Annotated in this window: 17 protein-coding genes; 4 read left to right on the forward strand and 13 right to left on the reverse strand. The window is 34.7% G+C overall.

Features of this window, described 5'->3' with window-relative positions; genetic code table 11:
* Both B3J44_RS02395 and B3J44_RS02400 read right to left on the reverse strand, forming a co-directional pair.
* Nucleotides 1-1,536 (reverse strand): MutS-related protein (locus B3J44_RS02395; protein WP_286965514.1); only part of this gene is annotated, 1,536 nt, incomplete at its 3' end.
* Nucleotides 1,537-1,598: 62 nt separating this feature from the next.
* Nucleotides 1,599-2,432, reverse strand: a complete 834-nt coding sequence (locus tag B3J44_RS02400) for a universal stress protein (RefSeq protein ID WP_281632901.1) — start codon at nucleotides 2,430-2,432, stop codon at nucleotides 1,599-1,601.
* Between the two features lie 181 nt (nucleotides 2,433-2,613).
* Here B3J44_RS02400 and mnmE point away from each other — a divergent pair, with 181 nt between their 5' ends.
* The 3 genes from mnmE (at nucleotide 2,614) to B3J44_RS02415 (ending at nucleotide 5,996) form a co-directional block, all read left to right on the forward strand.
* Entirely contained in the window at nucleotides 2,614-4,014 is a 1,401-nt protein-coding gene (gene mnmE, locus B3J44_RS02405; RefSeq protein WP_286965518.1) for a tRNA uridine-5-carboxymethylaminomethyl(34) synthesis GTPase MnmE, read from the forward strand.
* 277 nt (nucleotides 4,015-4,291) lie between these two features.
* Nucleotides 4,292-4,852: a helix-turn-helix domain-containing protein gene (locus B3J44_RS02410; RefSeq protein WP_286965520.1), complete on the forward strand. Its 561-nt coding sequence runs from the start codon at nucleotides 4,292-4,294 to the stop codon at nucleotides 4,850-4,852.
* Nucleotide 4,853: 1 nt separating this feature from the next.
* Nucleotides 4,854-5,996, forward strand: a complete 1,143-nt coding sequence (locus tag B3J44_RS02415; protein WP_286965522.1) for a site-specific integrase — start codon at nucleotides 4,854-4,856, stop codon at nucleotides 5,994-5,996.
* An 87-nt stretch (nucleotides 5,997-6,083) separates the two neighbouring features.
* On the opposite strand, the gene B3J44_RS02420 is transcribed toward B3J44_RS02415, so the two are convergent.
* The 11 genes from B3J44_RS02420 to B3J44_RS02470 all read right to left on the reverse strand — a co-directional run bounded on the left by B3J44_RS02420 (nucleotide 6,084) and on the right by B3J44_RS02470 (nucleotide 12,733).
* Entirely contained in the window at nucleotides 6,084-6,380 is a 297-nt protein-coding gene (locus B3J44_RS02420; RefSeq protein ID WP_286965524.1) for a hypothetical protein, read from the reverse strand.
* Nucleotides 6,381-6,787: 407 nt separating this feature from the next.
* Entirely contained in the window at nucleotides 6,788-6,961 is a 174-nt protein-coding gene (locus B3J44_RS02425; protein ID WP_286965526.1) for a hypothetical protein, read from the reverse strand.
* Between the two features lie 125 nt (nucleotides 6,962-7,086).
* A complete protein-coding gene (gene sigZ, locus B3J44_RS02430; protein ID WP_286965528.1) occupies nucleotides 7,087-7,650 on the reverse strand; it encodes an RNA polymerase sigma factor SigZ in 564 nt (187 codons plus the stop codon).
* A gap of 33 nt (nucleotides 7,651-7,683) precedes the next feature.
* The gene (locus B3J44_RS02435; protein ID WP_286965530.1) at nucleotides 7,684-8,247 is read right to left on the reverse strand and encodes a hypothetical protein; all 564 of its coding nucleotides are present in this window, start codon (nucleotides 8,245-8,247) and stop codon (nucleotides 7,684-7,686) included.
* A gap of 68 nt (nucleotides 8,248-8,315) precedes the next feature.
* A complete protein-coding gene (locus tag B3J44_RS02440) occupies nucleotides 8,316-8,891 on the reverse strand; it encodes a Crp/Fnr family transcriptional regulator (protein WP_286965532.1) in 576 nt (191 codons plus the stop codon).
* Nucleotides 8,892-8,912: 21 nt separating this feature from the next.
* Nucleotides 8,913-9,647 (reverse strand): metallophosphoesterase family protein, encoded by a 735-nt coding sequence (locus tag B3J44_RS02445; RefSeq protein ID WP_286965534.1) that lies wholly within the window; start codon nucleotides 9,645-9,647, stop codon nucleotides 8,913-8,915.
* A 7-nt stretch (nucleotides 9,648-9,654) separates the two neighbouring features.
* Nucleotides 9,655-10,740 (reverse strand): ACR3 family arsenite efflux transporter, encoded by a 1,086-nt coding sequence (gene arsB, locus B3J44_RS02450; protein WP_286965537.1) that lies wholly within the window; start codon nucleotides 10,738-10,740, stop codon nucleotides 9,655-9,657.
* A gap of 1 nt (nucleotide 10,741) precedes the next feature.
* Nucleotides 10,742-11,356, reverse strand: a complete 615-nt coding sequence (locus B3J44_RS02455; RefSeq protein WP_286965539.1) for a low molecular weight phosphatase family protein — start codon at nucleotides 11,354-11,356, stop codon at nucleotides 10,742-10,744.
* Nucleotides 11,357-11,398: 42 nt separating this feature from the next.
* Nucleotides 11,399-11,872 carry a DUF6428 family protein gene (locus B3J44_RS02460; RefSeq protein ID WP_286965540.1) on the reverse strand — a complete coding sequence of 158 codons (474 nt, stop codon included), beginning with the start codon at nucleotides 11,870-11,872 and terminating at the stop codon, nucleotides 11,399-11,401.
* 32 nt (nucleotides 11,873-11,904) lie between these two features.
* Entirely contained in the window at nucleotides 11,905-12,390 is a 486-nt protein-coding gene (locus B3J44_RS02465) for a GNAT family N-acetyltransferase (RefSeq protein ID WP_286965542.1), read from the reverse strand.
* A 10-nt stretch (nucleotides 12,391-12,400) separates the two neighbouring features.
* Entirely contained in the window at nucleotides 12,401-12,733 is a 333-nt protein-coding gene (locus B3J44_RS02470; protein ID WP_286965543.1) for an ArsR/SmtB family transcription factor, read from the reverse strand.
* 1,115 nt (nucleotides 12,734-13,848) lie between these two features.
* Between B3J44_RS02470 and B3J44_RS02475 the strand changes: the two genes are divergently transcribed.
* Nucleotides 13,849-15,650 (forward strand): RICIN domain-containing protein (locus B3J44_RS02475; protein ID WP_286965544.1); only part of this gene is annotated, 1,802 nt, incomplete at its 3' end.

Below are 15,650 nucleotides of genomic sequence, written 5' to 3' on the forward strand. Positions count from 1 at the left end.
TTTATCATCGGAATTTGTTCCTCGTAAAATCTCATCTAATAAAACAAAAGCAGGCTGATTATCAAGAGCATCCATGATTTGTTTTAAACGTTTAATTTCAGCAAAAAAGTACGACTCAGAATCTGATAAAGAATCTGATAATCGCATTGAAACTAATACTGGAAGTGGATGCACTTTAGCTTCTGATGCACAAATAACTGAACCAATTCCACTAAGCACCATGTTAATTCCTAAACTTCTTAAAAATGTACTTTTTCCAGACATATTAGATCCGGTCAAAATTACAAAAGATTGTGGGTGAAATTGTGTGTCATTTCCAACTCTTGTTGCGGTGTTCAATAACGGATGGCTTAGATTTTTAAACTCGATTTTATAATCAGAATTGATTTCAGGGAAAACGAAATCTTCATTGTTATACGCCAAATTTGCCAGACTGTTTAGCGCTTCAATTTCGCCAATAATAGAAACCCAATGATTCATTTCTGAAGCATAATCTTCTTTCCATTTTAACAATGCTTTTAAAACATGCAGATTGAATAAGAATGTTCCGTTAAATAAAGTGGCTGTTACAAAGTTATTTATCGTATCCATTCTTGAAAACAGCTCAGAAAGTTGTTTTAAATGCTGACTCGCTTTCGCATTCTTGAAATTAAGCTGTTCTTGTAAGCGAATTAGTTTCTTAGATTGGAAAGATTCGCGTTCAATTTTTTCAATCAGTAAACTATATTGTTTTATGATGTTAGCGACATTATCAGCTTTTGCTATTTCCGATTGAATTCTTTTTACTGCCCTTCCTAAAACAATTAAATTGGCAATAAAAACATACGTTAAATAAGAAAGTATAATGGTTCTTGACGTAATAAAATACGCGGCCAGAAATCCAAAAAATGTTACTGGAAGAATAAATGATAATGCAACTAAAACTTTAGGTAATGAATTATTTGTAAAAGAAGTCCAATGTTTTATCGCTTCATAAGATTGTTTGGAATCTTGACTAATAATCGCCAAAGCTTGAAATTCCTGTCGCCAATCAATTTTGCTTTTTAATTCGTTTATAGCTTCCTGATTTTCTAAAATTTCTGTTTCGGGAAGAGTATGCAGTAATAACTCAGCAAGTGTTTTTTTTCCGATAAAAGATGCTGTTCTGTTTAGATTTTGAAATAAAGAATGTTCTCCAAAAATATCCAAATCGTAAGCATACGGATGATGGAAATCGATAAATTCAGCTCCATTTTCAAAAGGTGTTTTTTCCCTTTTCAGAAAAGCAATTTCGTTCTGATTAATTTTTAAAAGTGTTTCTGCAAGCAATCTTTGAAATGACACTCTCGAATGTATTCTCATAAAAAAAATAAAACCAGCAAAAGATAAAACAGCTAGAGTAACATAAGGCATTTGATCTGTCTTGATGTAATAAAATATAAAAAACAAGAAAAGGAAAATACTTAATAGTCTCAAAAGACTTATGCTGTTGTATTTTTTGTTGGTTTTATTATAGAGTTCTGAGTATTTTGCAACGTTGTCTGGATATGCTTTCATTCTATTATTTTGGTTGAAATACAAATATAGCTTTTAAGTCACAAAATCATCACTATTGTTATTTAATCTTCATGCATAACCAAAATAGGAATGGTTACTTCTTTAGCAATCTTTTTTGAAAAACTTGAATCAAATAGACTTTCAAAAAATGAGCGTTTATGTGTAATTGTGGTTAGAACATCAATGTCTTTGTAAAGAATAAAGTCAAGAATGGTTTCTTTGACATCATCACTTGGTAAAACTAAAAATTCCACATTTTCTTCAGAGAATTCTTTTTCCCATTCTTTGCGAGTTTCTTCTGAAACATCAGAATTAGAAGTTTTAACGTATAAGCTTTTTACTTTAGCACCGGTCTTTTTAGCGATTTTTAGAATTTTTTTCAGTTCTTTTTTATCTTTTTCACGGTAGCGTGTCGTAAAGCCAATAGTTTTTACTTTTCTGTATTTTGCATCGATAGGAATACATAGAACAGGAACTTCAACTCCAGAAATGACAGATTCGGTATTAGAACCTGTAAAGAATTTAGTCCAGTCAGAAGCACTGTTGGTTCCCATAATTACAAAATCGACTTGATCTTCTTCTACGGCATTTTTTAGGTTGTAGATAAGATCACCATCCATTAAACGGTGTTTGATTACAATATCTTCTAATTTACGTTCGGCAGCAATTTGGCGCAGTTTCGGAATTTCATCTTTAAACATTTCAAATTTTGCCAATTCGATTGAACTGTATATAGAAGCATAATTCTCTGGAAAGAATTGGCTGTCGTAAACAGGAATCTCGAATGTATGAAGTAAGATTAATTCGGCGTTTACAACTTTAGCAAATTCTAAAGCATGAACAAATGCATTGGTGGCAGCGTCAGAGAAATCGGTTGGAAATAATATCTTTTTCATAGTATTTAAGATTAAGGTTTGTCTCTCAAATTTACTCATTCTGCAAAGAAAACAACCTGATATTTATCAGTATTTTAACACTTAATGATTTATTAATCTCAAATAATTTGTAGATTTCTTGTCTGAATCGAGTTGTATTACCACAGAAAAGAATTTGAGCGTTTTTTTATACCTTTGCAGCATGATAAATCAAGATTCTATAGTTGCTTTGGCTACGCCTTCGGGAGCTGGAGCTATCGCCATAATTCGTATTTCTGGAGCTGAGGCCATCACAATTGGTAATTCGGTGTTTAAATCTATTAAAAACAAAGATTTAACGAAACAGAAAACACATACACTTCATTTAGGGCATATTGTAGATGGAAGCAAAACATTAGACGAAGTTTTGGTTTCGGTATTTAAAGGTCCGAATTCTTATACGGGAGAAGATACGATTGAAGTTTCTTGTCACGGATCAACGTATATTCAGCAGCAGATTATTCAGTTATTGCTTCGAAATGGATGTAGAATGGCTGATGCTGGTGAATTTACATTGAGAGCTTTCTTAAATGGAAAATTAGATTTGTCTCAGGCAGAAGCAGTGGCAGATTTGATTTCGTCAGACAACGAAGCTTCTCACCAAATTGCGATGCAGCAAATGCGTGGCGGATTCAGTAATGAAATTGCAAAACTTCGAGAAGAGCTTTTAAATTTTGCTTCTTTGATTGAATTGGAATTGGATTTTGCAGAAGAAGATGTAGAATTTGCAGACCGAACACAATTTCATGAATTATTAAATAGAATTGAATTTGTTTTAAAACGTTTAATTGATTCGTTTGCCGTTGGAAATGTAATTAAAAATGGAATTCCAGTTGCGATTGTAGGTGAACCGAATGTGGGGAAATCGACTTTATTGAATGCTTTATTGAACGAAGAACGCGCCATTGTATCTGACATTGCGGGAACAACGCGTGATACGATTGAAGACGAATTGGTAATTGGTGGCATCGGATTTAGATTTATTGATACTGCAGGAATTCGTGATACAAAAGACGTTGTAGAAAGTATCGGAATCAAGAAAACTTTCGAAAAAATAGAACAAGCTCAGGTTGTAATTTATTTGTTTGACGGATTAAAGTTCCAGACATCAAGCTCTGAATTTGTAAATGAAATTGAACAGATTAAGAATAAATATCCGCTAAAACCACTACTTATTGTGGTAAATAAAAAAGATATTTTATCTGCTGATGAAGTAGCTAATATTACTAATCAGTTAGAAAATTTAAATGCAAAATTGCTATTAATTTCTGCAAAAGAAAAAATAGGAGTAGAGGATTTAAAAAATGAATTATTATCTTTTGTAAATACTGGCGCGTTGCGTAACAATGAAACGATTGTTACAAACACAAGACATTATGATTCGTTATTAAAAGCGTTAGATGAAATTCAGAAAGTAAAATTTGGTTTAGAATCAGGTCTTTCAAGCGACCTTATGGCGCTTGATATTCGCGAAGCTTTATATCAATTTGGACTTATTACAGGTCAGGTTTCTAATGATGAGCTACTTGGGAATATTTTTGCTAATTTCTGCATCGGCAAATAGAAGGGCGCAAAGAAACGCAAAATAAAAACAAATAAAATAGCTAAAATGTTGGTAATTAACATTTTAGCTATTTTTTTATTCAATTGTTTTTTTGAATATTTAAGTGTTGTTTTGTTAAAATTTGTACCTCATTTGTACCTCGGGTTTCAAGGTACAAGCAAAAATTAATGGTATGGTCAAATTTTGGCACACTTTGGCACCTTATGGCACAAAATGGCATATCAGGAGAGAATTTAATGAACAATGTAGGGCACATAACTAAAAAAATCAAAAAATTATGAGTTCAAACATGCGAATCACAAGAATTTGCCAATTCTGCAATCAGGAATTTACGGCAAAAACCACGAAAACCAAGTACTGCTCGCTAAAATGCAATAGCAGGAGCTATAAATTAATTACTAGGCAAAAGATAGTTGATGTCAGTAATCTGGAAACAGAAAGGATACGACTGCTTGATTTTGAGGCAATAAAAAAGAGGGAGTATCTGAGCATAAACAACTGTGTTCAGTTTTTCGGTATAAGCAGAAGAACATTGTACAGAATGATTGAAAGAAAAGATGTAGTAACTGTAAAACTGGGCAGACGCAGAATTGTCAGCACTAAGAGCATTGAGGCTCTATTTGCTGTAAATGAAGCAGCTGAGTCAAAACTTGCTGCCGAGCCCCAAATATTAGATTTAAACGAGTGCTGTACCATAAGCCAGGCGCAGGAGCTTTATGGCATAAGCCAGACAGGTCTATATTTTTTAATTAAGAAGCATAACATTAGGAAGTACACCTCAGGAAAATTCACCTATGTGCAGAAAAAGGATCTTGATATTTATCTTAAAAGCATTTGACATGAGCAAGAGCATTGTAACACTTCGCAAGAAAGCCATATCTCACGGAAGAATGTCTTTATATTTGGATTTCTATCCTCCGGTTTGGAACGAGGATTCAAACTGTTTTACCAGACGTGAGTTTTTGAAACTGTACGTGTATCAGAAACCCGCTAATCAGCTTCAGAAAATGGAAAATATTGAAAATATGCACACCGCTGAACTGATTCGCGCCAGAAGACAGAATGAAATCAATAAATCAGAAATTTATTCCGCATTTGAAAGAGAGCAACTAAAAATACTGGCTGTGGGTAAAGAATCATTTCTTGGCTATTTTAAAAAACTGGCAGAAAAAAAAGAAGGAAACAATCTGTCAATTTGGAATTGCGCTATTATACACTTTGAGGCATTTTTAAAAGGAGAAGAATTATTATTCCAGGACGTGACAGTAACTTTAATCGAGGATTTTAGAGATTATCTTTTATCCGCTTACAGTCTTCGGGATACTGGAAAACAGCTGTCGCGCAATACAGCTCTGTCTTATTATAACAAGATAAAAACTACGCTTAAAAGAGCTTACAGGGAGGATAAATTAAAAACTGATATCAACGCAAAGATCAGTTCTATAAAAGAAATGGAATCCCAGCGTAATTTTTTAACCATTGAAGAAGCTAAGAAACTCTTTGCAACACCTTGCCCTAATCTACTTGTGCGTAAAATTTCAATGTTTTCTGTGCTTACCGGCATCCGCTATGTAGATATAGCCAATCTGAAATGGTCAGAAATCTGTTTTATTGAAAATGAAGGGCATTATGTTACATTCAGGCAGAAAAAAACTGAAGGAGTAGTATCATTGCCTATTTCTGAAGAGGCTTTTGGGCTGCTTGGAAAAAGGCGAGGCCAAAATGAGAAGGTGTTTAAGAACTTAAACAAATGGGATGTTGACCGTTCACTTCCCGTTTGGCTGGAATTATCAGGAATAAAAAAACATATTACTTTTCACTGTTTCAGACATACTTATGCCACATTGCAGCTGACGGCGGGAACTGATATTTTTACCATTTCAAAAATGCTTGGTCACAGGAGCGTTAAGACTACGCAGATTTATGCAAAAGTGGTTGACCAGAAAAAAAGGGATGCGGCAAACCGGATTTCTTTGGAATGAAGATTTTTATTTACCACAATTTTTAACGCTTTACCAAAAAAGGTAAGGCGTTTGTGTTTTATGTGATTAAATAGTTTTAGATTTTTTTTAGAAACTATTGTTCAAAAAATTGCAGGTATTGCAGTAAATTGTTTTTTTGTTTGGAGTCTTTGACATTGTTTTCTTTTCCTTAATTTCGAGAGTTTCTTGTAAAACTCCTATTTCTTTGATTTTACTAGTTTTTGTATCTTCTAAGAATTTTTTAACAACACCTTCAGCCATCAATTTTAGAAAGGATAATATTTCAGTTGCTTGCTCAAGAGTAACATTCATTCCTTCGTCAGTTAGCATTTTTAATGCTTTCGCTGGTGTAATTTTTCCACTATGATTTTGATTTTCCTCCATTATTACTTTTATTTAGTTAATGTAAAGATAATCAATTGTTTATTGGTTTTTTGAGTAAGTTTATTTGTCTTGAGGAGTGACCCTTACTGAACAATTTACAAACCATTTTATGAATGATTTAAAGAAATTGGCTTATTTTCAAGTGAATTTGTAAGATAATTATTTTGAAAGTTTGTTGAGAAGCGGTTTGTATGTATCGTAAGGGTTAAATGTTAAAAATCGTTAATTTGATAAAGAAGAAAATGAACAGTAGATCAAATTTTTAGAAGTAATTTAAATTATAATTTTGAAAGTATTCTTGTCAAAATTTGTCGAAGATAAATTTTTGTATAATCCTTGTCATTATACCAAATACAAAAATAAAGACAACTTTTTGAGTTGTCTTTTGAGTAGTAAAATGAAAAATATTACTTTTTGCAATCTTTCGGAGCGCAAGTTCCCGAATCGTCATTACAGCAATGCGTAGAACATTTTTCAGTGCAGTTTTTCTTTGCATCAGTTTTTGATAAGTTCGCATAAGCGAAGATATTTCCAGCAGACAATACCAATGCTGCAAGAGTAATGTACAATTTGTTTTTCATGATTTTAATTTTTAATGATTAATACTACTTAAGACGTACTAATCTAAAAATGATGCAAGGTTTGCTGATTTTTTTCTAACAGCCTGATTTTTGTATATGAATCTTACGTAAATGATCCGGTGATATCAGCATTTTCCTCCGCTGCATGATTTTTTAGAGGTAACATTCATAATATTTCCACGACGGTCTAATTCAATACTGCAGCAATCCAGCAGCATTTCCTTTAATCTTGATCTGCCTCTTTGCACTCTAGAACGGATGGAAGGGTAGGCAAGGCTGTATTTTTCTGTTAAGTCTTTCTGTTTAATTCCATGTATTTCGCTATCAATGATAATATCCCGATAGTCTTCCGGCAGCCGCTCAATGAACTTTATTAGACAACAGTCCAGACTTTCTGTATTATCAAAATCTGTTTCATGCATTATTTTTTGCATCATACATTCGGTAAGTTCTGATTTTTTATGATTGGAATTTTTTCGGTAATAGTCAATAATGGAATTTCCTGTGATCGTAAAAATCCAGCTTTTTAATTTACTTTCTTCAGTTAGTGATCCTAAATTCTCGTTTATCTTAATAAAAACTTCCTGCAAAACATCAGATGCATCGTCCGTATCATTTATACGTGCCTTAATATATTTGCCCAAGATGATATAAAACTGATTGTGAATAGTATTTAGTTCCAAACTCATAGATTTAATATTCTGCTTATGAAGAAAGCGGGATTAACAACAATTGATTTTACTTCTGAAATTATTCCAGATATGGGCTGTTTTTGGTATGCATAAGAAAACATGAAGAATTGCCATTACGATAGCTCCCGGCAAAAGATTTACAATTAACAAATTAAAGAATCCTGGAGATTGATTGATATTAGAAACCATTATTTCCCCATTTTGAAAAGTAAACCTGATGGAGAGATAAACCGCAATTGACGCAAAATGAAACCCATTTACGAATAAATGAACAATGTATTCCCATCGTGGAAGCCCTCCCATAAACTGCCTGCTGTCTTTCTCTATAAAAGCGTCATACCCTAGCACCATTATATCCAAAAGAACTATGGTTAAGCCTATTACAAAACTAGTATGATTATCCTGTTTCAAGAACAAAAAATAAAGGATTGCCGGAAAGAAAACAGCTCTCAAAGTATGAGTAATATGCTCGGTTTTACTTTCTTCGCGATTGTGAAGTTGGTATTTGAAAATATGCAGATAGAAGCCGTCATACAAGGCCAAGACCGCAAAAAGAACAAGAAAGAAGGATGAAATGATAATTGCTGTTTCCATTTTATTTTTAATTGATTATAAAAGCAAAACTATGGGGAAGCATAATTAAAACTAAGGACAAATGTCCTCTATTTTTGTGCTATCTCATTTCTTATCCTGCTGAGTGTCCTTCGCGTTATTCCAAGATAACTTGCAATATCATTTACTGAAGCCTTGTTTACAACTGCAGACTGTTCCTTAAGCATGCGCATGTATTTTTCCTTTGCGCTTTCATTGCACAAAACACTGGCATACTGTTCCATCACCATGTACTGCCGCTCGGCAATTGTCCTTCCAATATTCTGCCAAAGAGGACTCTTTTGGTAGAGAATATGCAGGTCATTGTAACTGATTGTTATAAGTTCCGTATCTTCTACAGCCTGAATGCAAAGTTCCGAAGGCTGCTGGGAGATAAAGCTTTTATATGAAGCTGTGAGATTATTTTCAGTGCAGAAGCAGGAAGTCACTTCTTCGGATTTTTCATTTACATAGTAAGTTCTGAGCAGCCCTTTTTTAATAAAAGCGGCTTCATGTGAGGTTTTCCCGATTTCTGCAAAATAACTGTTTCGGGATAATGTCCTTGTTTTGAAATACGGACTGTAATTTTCAAACTCCTGATCGCTGAGAGGCACGATGCTCTTTAAAAATAATCTAAAACTTTCCATAGCAGGTTTTATTTCAATACTTTAATATGCTTTTCTAAGCATAAACGCGTAAACGTCTGGTAGCGGACTTTCCTCAATAGCGCGGGCTGCTTTTTCAATATCATAAGGAACTCTTATGAATTCCACTTTTATGCCGTCTTTTTTGGAAAGATTGCTGCTTTTTTCAATGGTTATTACTGCATAACAGGAGTCTGGATTTCTGTCTTTTGGTTTTCCGACCGACCCTGCATTAATGGCATGGAAATAACTGCCTTTTTTATTGGGATTTTCCAATATGCGGTGATAAGGCAGATGAGAATGTCCGCAGATAAGAATGTCTGTATTGGAATCAAGAAAGATGCCAGTGAAATCTTTCTCATTTTTGTCCTCAAGCAAATATTCCCTGTTGCTGTAAGGACTGCCATGAACCATCAAAATCTTTATAAGTTTGTTGGCCGTCTGGTATTCAAGTTTAATATGGGCAGGAAGAGCAGAAAGATATTTTATCTGCTCTTTGCCCACAATCTGATATGCGTAGCTTTCAATGTCATTTGAACCATCATTATGTATCTCGACAGCTTTGACATCGTGATTTCCTGCAAGGGCAGGGATATGCTTTTTACGGATCTCATTGATCACGGCATTGGGGCATAAATTGTAGCCTACTAAATCTCCCAGGCAGTAAACAGCATCAATATTCTGCTCTTCAATACTTTTTAGGGTCTGTTCCAATGCGGGGAAGTTCGCATGTATATCCGATATTATTGCAATTCTCATAATTCTTCTAAGCAGTTTCTGCAGCTACCTGTTTTGTAAAATACTTTTTTCGGAACCAGAATGCAAGGTTTACAAGTGCTATAAGAGCAGGTACTTCTACCAGAGGACCTATAACACCAGCAAATGCCTGACCGCTGTTTATTCCGAATACCCCGATTGCCACGGCAATGGCAAGCTCAAAATTATTGCCGGTGGCTGTAAATGCTATAGAGGTTGCTTTTGAATAGTCAGCCCCAAAATATTTTCCTGTAAAAAAGCTGATGACAAACATCAAAGTAAAATAAATCACAAGCGGTATAGCAATACGAACAACGTCCATTGGGATTTGAACAATCAGTTCTCCTTTCAGGCTGAACATTACAATGATTGTAAAGAGCAGTGAAATAAGAGTAATCGGCGAGATAAACGGCACATACTTAGTTTCGAACCATTCAGAACCTTTTAATACTATCAAAGTATAACGGCTTATGATTCCAAGAGCAAAAGGAATACCTAGATAGATACCGACGCTCTCAGCAATCTGTCCAATGCTGATATTTACTTCAAAACCATCATATCCAAAATAGGGAGGTAGAATGGTTATAAAAATGTAAGCGTATACACTGTAAAGCAGTACCTGAAAAATACTGTTAAGGGCAATAAGTCCTGCTGCATATTCACGGTTTCCGTCTGCCAGATCGTTCCATACCACAACCATTGCGATACAGCGAGCCAGACCGATAAGGATTACACCGATCATGTATTCAGGATATCCGTTCAAAAAAAGAAGCGCCAATAAAAACATTAAAATAGGACCTACAATCCAGTTCAGGAACAAAGAGGCGCCCAAGACTTTTGTGTTTTTGAAAACCTGTCCCATCTGCTCATATTTTACTTTTGCCAAAGGCGGATACATCATCAGGATAAGCCCAATTGCCAATGGAATGTTTGTTGTTCCGCTGGAGAAAGAATTGATGAAATCTCCGCTGGAAGGAATAAAGTATCCTATAGCCACGCCTATCGCCATAGCAAGGAAAATCCAAAGGGTCAAGAAGCGGTCAAGGAAGCCTAGTTTTTTGCGTCCAACGGCTGGTGCACAATTATTTGCTGACATTTTATTTTTTTATTTGTGAGAATACGTAAAACATTTCAGTTCCGATCTGCAGGCTGCGCTCCAGATAAGTTTTTTTCTGCTGAGGCGTTCCGTCAGAAATTTTTGGATCTTCAAAAGTGATAGGGATTCTTTTCTCAGCGCCTGCTATAAAAGGGCATCCGCCGTCAGCCTGCGAGCAGGTCATTATTGCGGCAAATCCGCTCTCAGGATTGAAATCATCATCATAGGTTTTGGAAAAGCCTATGACAGGAAGTTCGTCAGCTGAATATTTTATTGCATAAACCGGGTTTGAACCTTCTGAAAGGGTTTTGATGTTGAATCCTGAATCCTTCAAAGTCTCCGCCGCCATCGGGAAAAGGGCAGTAGCCTCGGTTCCTCCTGAATAGCATGAAACGTTTTTGATGCCATAATAGGCAGCCGCAGTCTGCGCCCAAACCTGCGAGAGATGGCTTCTTCTGGAATTGTGCGTGCAGATTAGGTTCAGTCTGGTTTCCATCTTACTGTCCACTTTGGTCTGAATGAAGTCGATTAATGGCTGCAGGACCGCTTTGCGGTCTTCGGAGATCTTCTTAAAATCAAATGATTTGACGGTATTCTCAATTTGTGGGTATAACATAGTTTTTTGGCTGTAAAGCGTTATTGATTATCTGTTTAATGATTAGCAGCATCCTCCGCCCGGAGTGCATGAAGAAGCATTATCAGCATTTAGCTGAGATAATTTTACTTTAGGCTTATCAGATGGAATACCGCACTGCTCCTGAGCAAGGCAGGCAGTCTGCTTGTTAAACAGAGTGAAGTTTTTGCCGTTAAAATCCAAATCGTATTTCCCTATAGTATTGTTTTGGTACTCCACTTCAATTTCATTGTCTTCAATTCCTAATACTTTCTCCGAAAGTTCGATGATGTGGATCAGTTTCTGAGGTTTAAGCCTATGTTCATAATCATTGGCATCCCAAAGCTGGAAGTTTACAACAGTTTCTTTTCTTACAGTTCCACCGCAGTCAATGAAGTTTTTGGTAACCAAGCCTACTTCCGTTACATGAAAGTATTCTGGTACAAATGTGCCATCTGGCAACTCAAAATTCACAGCCTCAACTGTTTTAAGCAATTCTTTAATTTCTGAAAGTTTCATAATTTTTTATATTTAGTTAAACTATATTTTTATTAAATAATAATAGAGCTTCTTCTTTCAAGAAGTGCAGTATCTCTCCAGATGCCATTTTGTTTTCCAATTTTTTCCCTTATTCCAAGTATCTTGAAACCTGCTTTTTCATGGATGCGAAGACTTGCAGTATTCTCAGGAAAAATCCCTGCCTGAAGTGTCCATATTCCTTCTTTTTCGCTCTGTCGGACAAGTTCATTTAAAAGGGCAAGTCCGATTCCTTTTCCTGAATGTGCAGGATCGACATATACGCTTACTTCTGCAACTCCTGCATAAACGCAGCGTGAAGAAATAGGGGTAAGGGCAGCCCATCCGATTATTTTACGATCTTCTTCCATTGCAATTCGGCAAGACTTAAGATGTGACTGATCCCAATCTTCCCATGATGGTGCGTTGGTCTGGAAAGTTGCATTGCCAGTATCGATTCCTTTTTGGTATATTTTTTTTACTTGATCCCAGTCTTCGGCTAAAAGATTTCTTATTTCCATATTTCTTAAATTAGCAGCATTCGTTTCTTTTTTTGGCAAGATGATTTGATATATGCTCAAAGAATCCTTTTATCTTTTCGAGTCCAGGTTCGTTGATGCAGTAGCAAATTGAATTTCCTTCGATACTTCCTTTAATCAGCCCTGCATTTTTTAATTCTTTAAGATGTTGCGAAACCGTAGGTTGCGAGAGTGGAAGTTCGTTTACAATATCTCCGCAGATGCAGGCATCCACTTTTAATAAATATTCCATAATAGCGATACGCGCAGGATGGCCTAACGCTTTGGCTAAAACAGCAAGCTCATTCTGTCTTTCTGTAAAGTGATCTGTTTTTGTTGCTCCCATTGTTTTATATTTATATTGCAATATTACGATATAAAGTTCAATAAACAATGATTTTATGTTTTATTTTTAATTTGTTTAATTACTTTGAGAGTGATTTAATTTGAAAAGTCTCTTAAAATATTGTTAAGGCAGTATTCTGGTCTTTGTGTTTGCTGGGTATCTGAGTGGTTTGAATCCTGAATAGTTAACTTGACAGGATTTGCAAACCATCTATTTTTTCAAGTAAAAGCTGGTTAAATGGTGTGTAAAAAGCATAAAAAAAACGCTAAATCTGAAAATTTAACGTTTCTTTAAGAGTGACCCTTACTGAACAATTTACAAACCATTTTATGAATGATTTAAAGAAATTGGCCTATTTTCAAGTGAATTTGTAAGATAATTATTCTTGGTTTTTATTGAGAAGCGGTTTGTATGTATCATAGAGGTTAAATGTTAAAAGGTGAAAATTTATAATGTATGAAAAGAACCAATTCTAGCTAATTTTTGAAAAAATTGAATTTCAAATTTTATACAAGAAATTAGGTTTTGTTTAAAGTAAATTTAAAATATAATTCTATAATTATTCAGGTCAAAATTTGACGATAATCGTTAAAATATCAAATCCAATTCGTGATGATCTATTATTTCACCATACATAATTTTTTTTTATATTTTCTATTTACTCATTGCCGCTAAATTATGTGGCTGATTGATGGCAAGAATAATTTTACATTTGGTTTTAGCAGGCAATAAATGTCATTTGGAACCTATTACTACGGATAACTTCAATAGAAATATTTCTATATATATATGAGCATATTTTTCTTTTAACTGATTGGTATATAATGTTTTAAGATTTATTTGTTGATGTATTTTCTATACGTTTTTAAAACTCTGTACTCCCTCATTTATTTTTTGATTCTTTTGTATATACAATTAAGAGAACTGTATTTCTGTTACTTTCTTTATTGTTGAATAACAGTATGTTACTTGATAATAGGAGAGGTAGATGTGCACTAAATTGTCTCACTTTACTAACCACAAAAAACAGCAGGAATATTTTCTCATAAATTTTAGGGAATATATTCTGAAATGTTCTTGTTTAAAACTGCTTACTAACCTCTAAACCAACCAAAATGAAGAAAACACTTGTTTTAATTTTATTGCTAATTTTATCCTTGCTACTGTCTGTAGAAAAAGGATTTTCGCAAATCAATCCATATAAGGCTCCCTTGTATTGGAATCCGTATGAATATAATCTTACTAAAAACGATTATATCCCTGAAGATGAATGGAAAAAAAATATTGATTGGATGAATGAAAATCTTAAGTCATATGGATACAATATGATTTGTATAGATGGATGGGGAGATGACTCAAACTATAACCAAGATGGTTACAGAACAACACATTCCTCGAATTGGATACATGACTATAAATATTGGGCAGATTATTTAAAAGCCCGTGGAATGACATTAGGCATGTATAATAACCCTTTGTGGATAAATAAAAAGGCAGCTGATGCGGGAGTTAAAATTAAAGGTACAAATATTCCCTTATCAACGCTTCTGAACCCAATTGAAGGTCAGGAAAAAATATTTAACTGGGTTCAGGTTAATAATCCTGGGGCTGAACAGTACATTAAAGGTTATGTACAATATTATGCCGATATGGGTGTCAGTTATTTAAGGATTGATTTTTTAGCCTGGTTCCAAACGGGAGCCGATAAAGGAGACTCCACGTACGGTCCGGCAAGAGCAACCCAAGATTATGAAAAAGCATTAAGATGGATTCGCGAAGCATGCGATGAAAATAAAATTTTTCTGAGTCTGGTGATGCCAGAATTACAGGATAATGCTGTTTCTGAGAATAAATACGGACACATGATTCGAATTAACGAAGATCTTGGAGATGGAGGGTGGAACAGATTTAATAATTTAGATCGGGGCATCCGTCATAGCTGGTGGTCTCAATATTATAATACTTTTGATGGATACACCTATTGGTCATTTATCTCGGGACGAAAGAAATTAATTCTGGATGGAGATTTCATTAGATTAAATTCAATGGCCAATGACAATGAAAAAAAAACGGTAATCTCGTTACATTTAATGGCTGGAGGCCCTTTATCTAGAGCGGATCAGTATAATTCGATAGGACAAGATATTTCTTATTATCAAAATGAAGAAATGTTAGCTTTAAATAAAGATGGCTTTGTTGGGAAACCATTATTTACGAACGACCCAACAAATGAATCGAGTCAGGTTTGGGCTGGACAAATGTCTAACGGAGATTGGATTATTGGTTTTTTTAATAGAGAGAACGTAGCTAAGAACCGCAGTTTGGATTTCAATTCTTCTCTGGGGTTTTCAGGCAATGCATCGGTAAGGGATCTTTGGACTCATACGAATTTAGGAAGCATGTCTTCCTATAGTGTAAACGTGCCTGCACACGGCTGCGTGATTTTGAAAGTTGTACCAATAAATCCTCAGCCAGATATTTTATCAGGAAACAATTATTTTATTAAATCAAAAGCGAATGGTAAAACAATAGCTTACAATACCTTAAGAGATTCACTAACGACAAATACTCTTGATTGGGATAAATCTGATCAAAAATGGCTTTTTACCTTTGAAAAAAATAAGGAGTACAGCATTACATCATTGTCCGATAAAAAATCTTTTGATGTTGTTGAACAGTCTGTTAATAACGGTGCAAAAATTCACACATGGCAGTATTTAGGATTAAACAGCCAGAAATGGGATATGGTTCCTGATGGAAACGGTTATTATAAAATCATAAACTCCAATAGTACCAAAGCTCTTGAAATGGATGCAGCAAGGGGAATTGTAGTACAATCAAGCAGCACCGGCGATAGTTCGCAGTTATGGACTTTAGAACCTATTTTCGATCACCTCACTTTAGTCGGTCCAGCATC

This window comes from Flavobacterium sp. UBA4854 (assembly GCF_002399805.1).
In the GTDB taxonomy this organism is placed as follows: Bacteria; Bacteroidota; Bacteroidia; order Flavobacteriales; family Flavobacteriaceae; genus Flavobacterium; species Flavobacterium ginsengisoli.

Bases quoted from the DNA above. Each gene is read 5' to 3' on its own strand.
- B3J44_RS02415 (WP_286965522.1), top strand. From the start codon at position 4,854: ATGAGCAAGAGCATTGTAACACTTCGCAAGAAAGCCATATCTCACGGA.
- B3J44_RS02445 (WP_286965534.1), bottom strand. From the start codon at position 9,647: ATGAGAATTGCAATAATATCGGATATACATGCGAACTTCCCCGCATTG.
- B3J44_RS02440 (WP_286965532.1), bottom strand. From the start codon at position 8,891: ATGGAAAGTTTTAGATTATTTTTAAAGAGCATCGTGCCTCTCAGCGAT.
- mnmE (WP_286965518.1), top strand. From the start codon at position 2,614: ATGATAAATCAAGATTCTATAGTTGCTTTGGCTACGCCTTCGGGAGCT.
- B3J44_RS02455 (WP_286965539.1), bottom strand. From the start codon at position 11,356: ATGTTATACCCACAAATTGAGAATACCGTCAAATCATTTGATTTTAAG.
- B3J44_RS02465 (WP_286965542.1), bottom strand. From the start codon at position 12,390: ATGGAAATAAGAAATCTTTTAGCCGAAGACTGGGATCAAGTAAAAAAA.
- sigZ (WP_286965528.1), bottom strand. From the start codon at position 7,650: ATGAGTTTGGAACTAAATACTATTCACAATCAGTTTTATATCATCTTG.
- B3J44_RS02420 (WP_286965524.1), bottom strand. From the start codon at position 6,380: ATGGAGGAAAATCAAAATCATAGTGGAAAAATTACACCAGCGAAAGCA.
- B3J44_RS02425 (WP_286965526.1), bottom strand. From the start codon at position 6,961: ATGAAAAACAAATTGTACATTACTCTTGCAGCATTGGTATTGTCTGCT.
- B3J44_RS02470 (WP_286965543.1), bottom strand. From the start codon at position 12,733: ATGGGAGCAACAAAAACAGATCACTTTACAGAAAGACAGAATGAGCTT.
- B3J44_RS02435 (WP_286965530.1), bottom strand. From the start codon at position 8,247: ATGGAAACAGCAATTATCATTTCATCCTTCTTTCTTGTTCTTTTTGCG.
- B3J44_RS02460 (WP_286965540.1), bottom strand. From the start codon at position 11,872: ATGAAACTTTCAGAAATTAAAGAATTGCTTAAAACAGTTGAGGCTGTG.
- B3J44_RS02400 (WP_281632901.1), bottom strand. From the start codon at position 2,432: ATGAAAAAGATATTATTTCCAACCGATTTCTCTGACGCTGCCACCAAT.
- arsB (WP_286965537.1), bottom strand. From the start codon at position 10,740: ATGTCAGCAAATAATTGTGCACCAGCCGTTGGACGCAAAAAACTAGGC.
- B3J44_RS02410 (WP_286965520.1), top strand. From the start codon at position 4,292: ATGAGTTCAAACATGCGAATCACAAGAATTTGCCAATTCTGCAATCAG.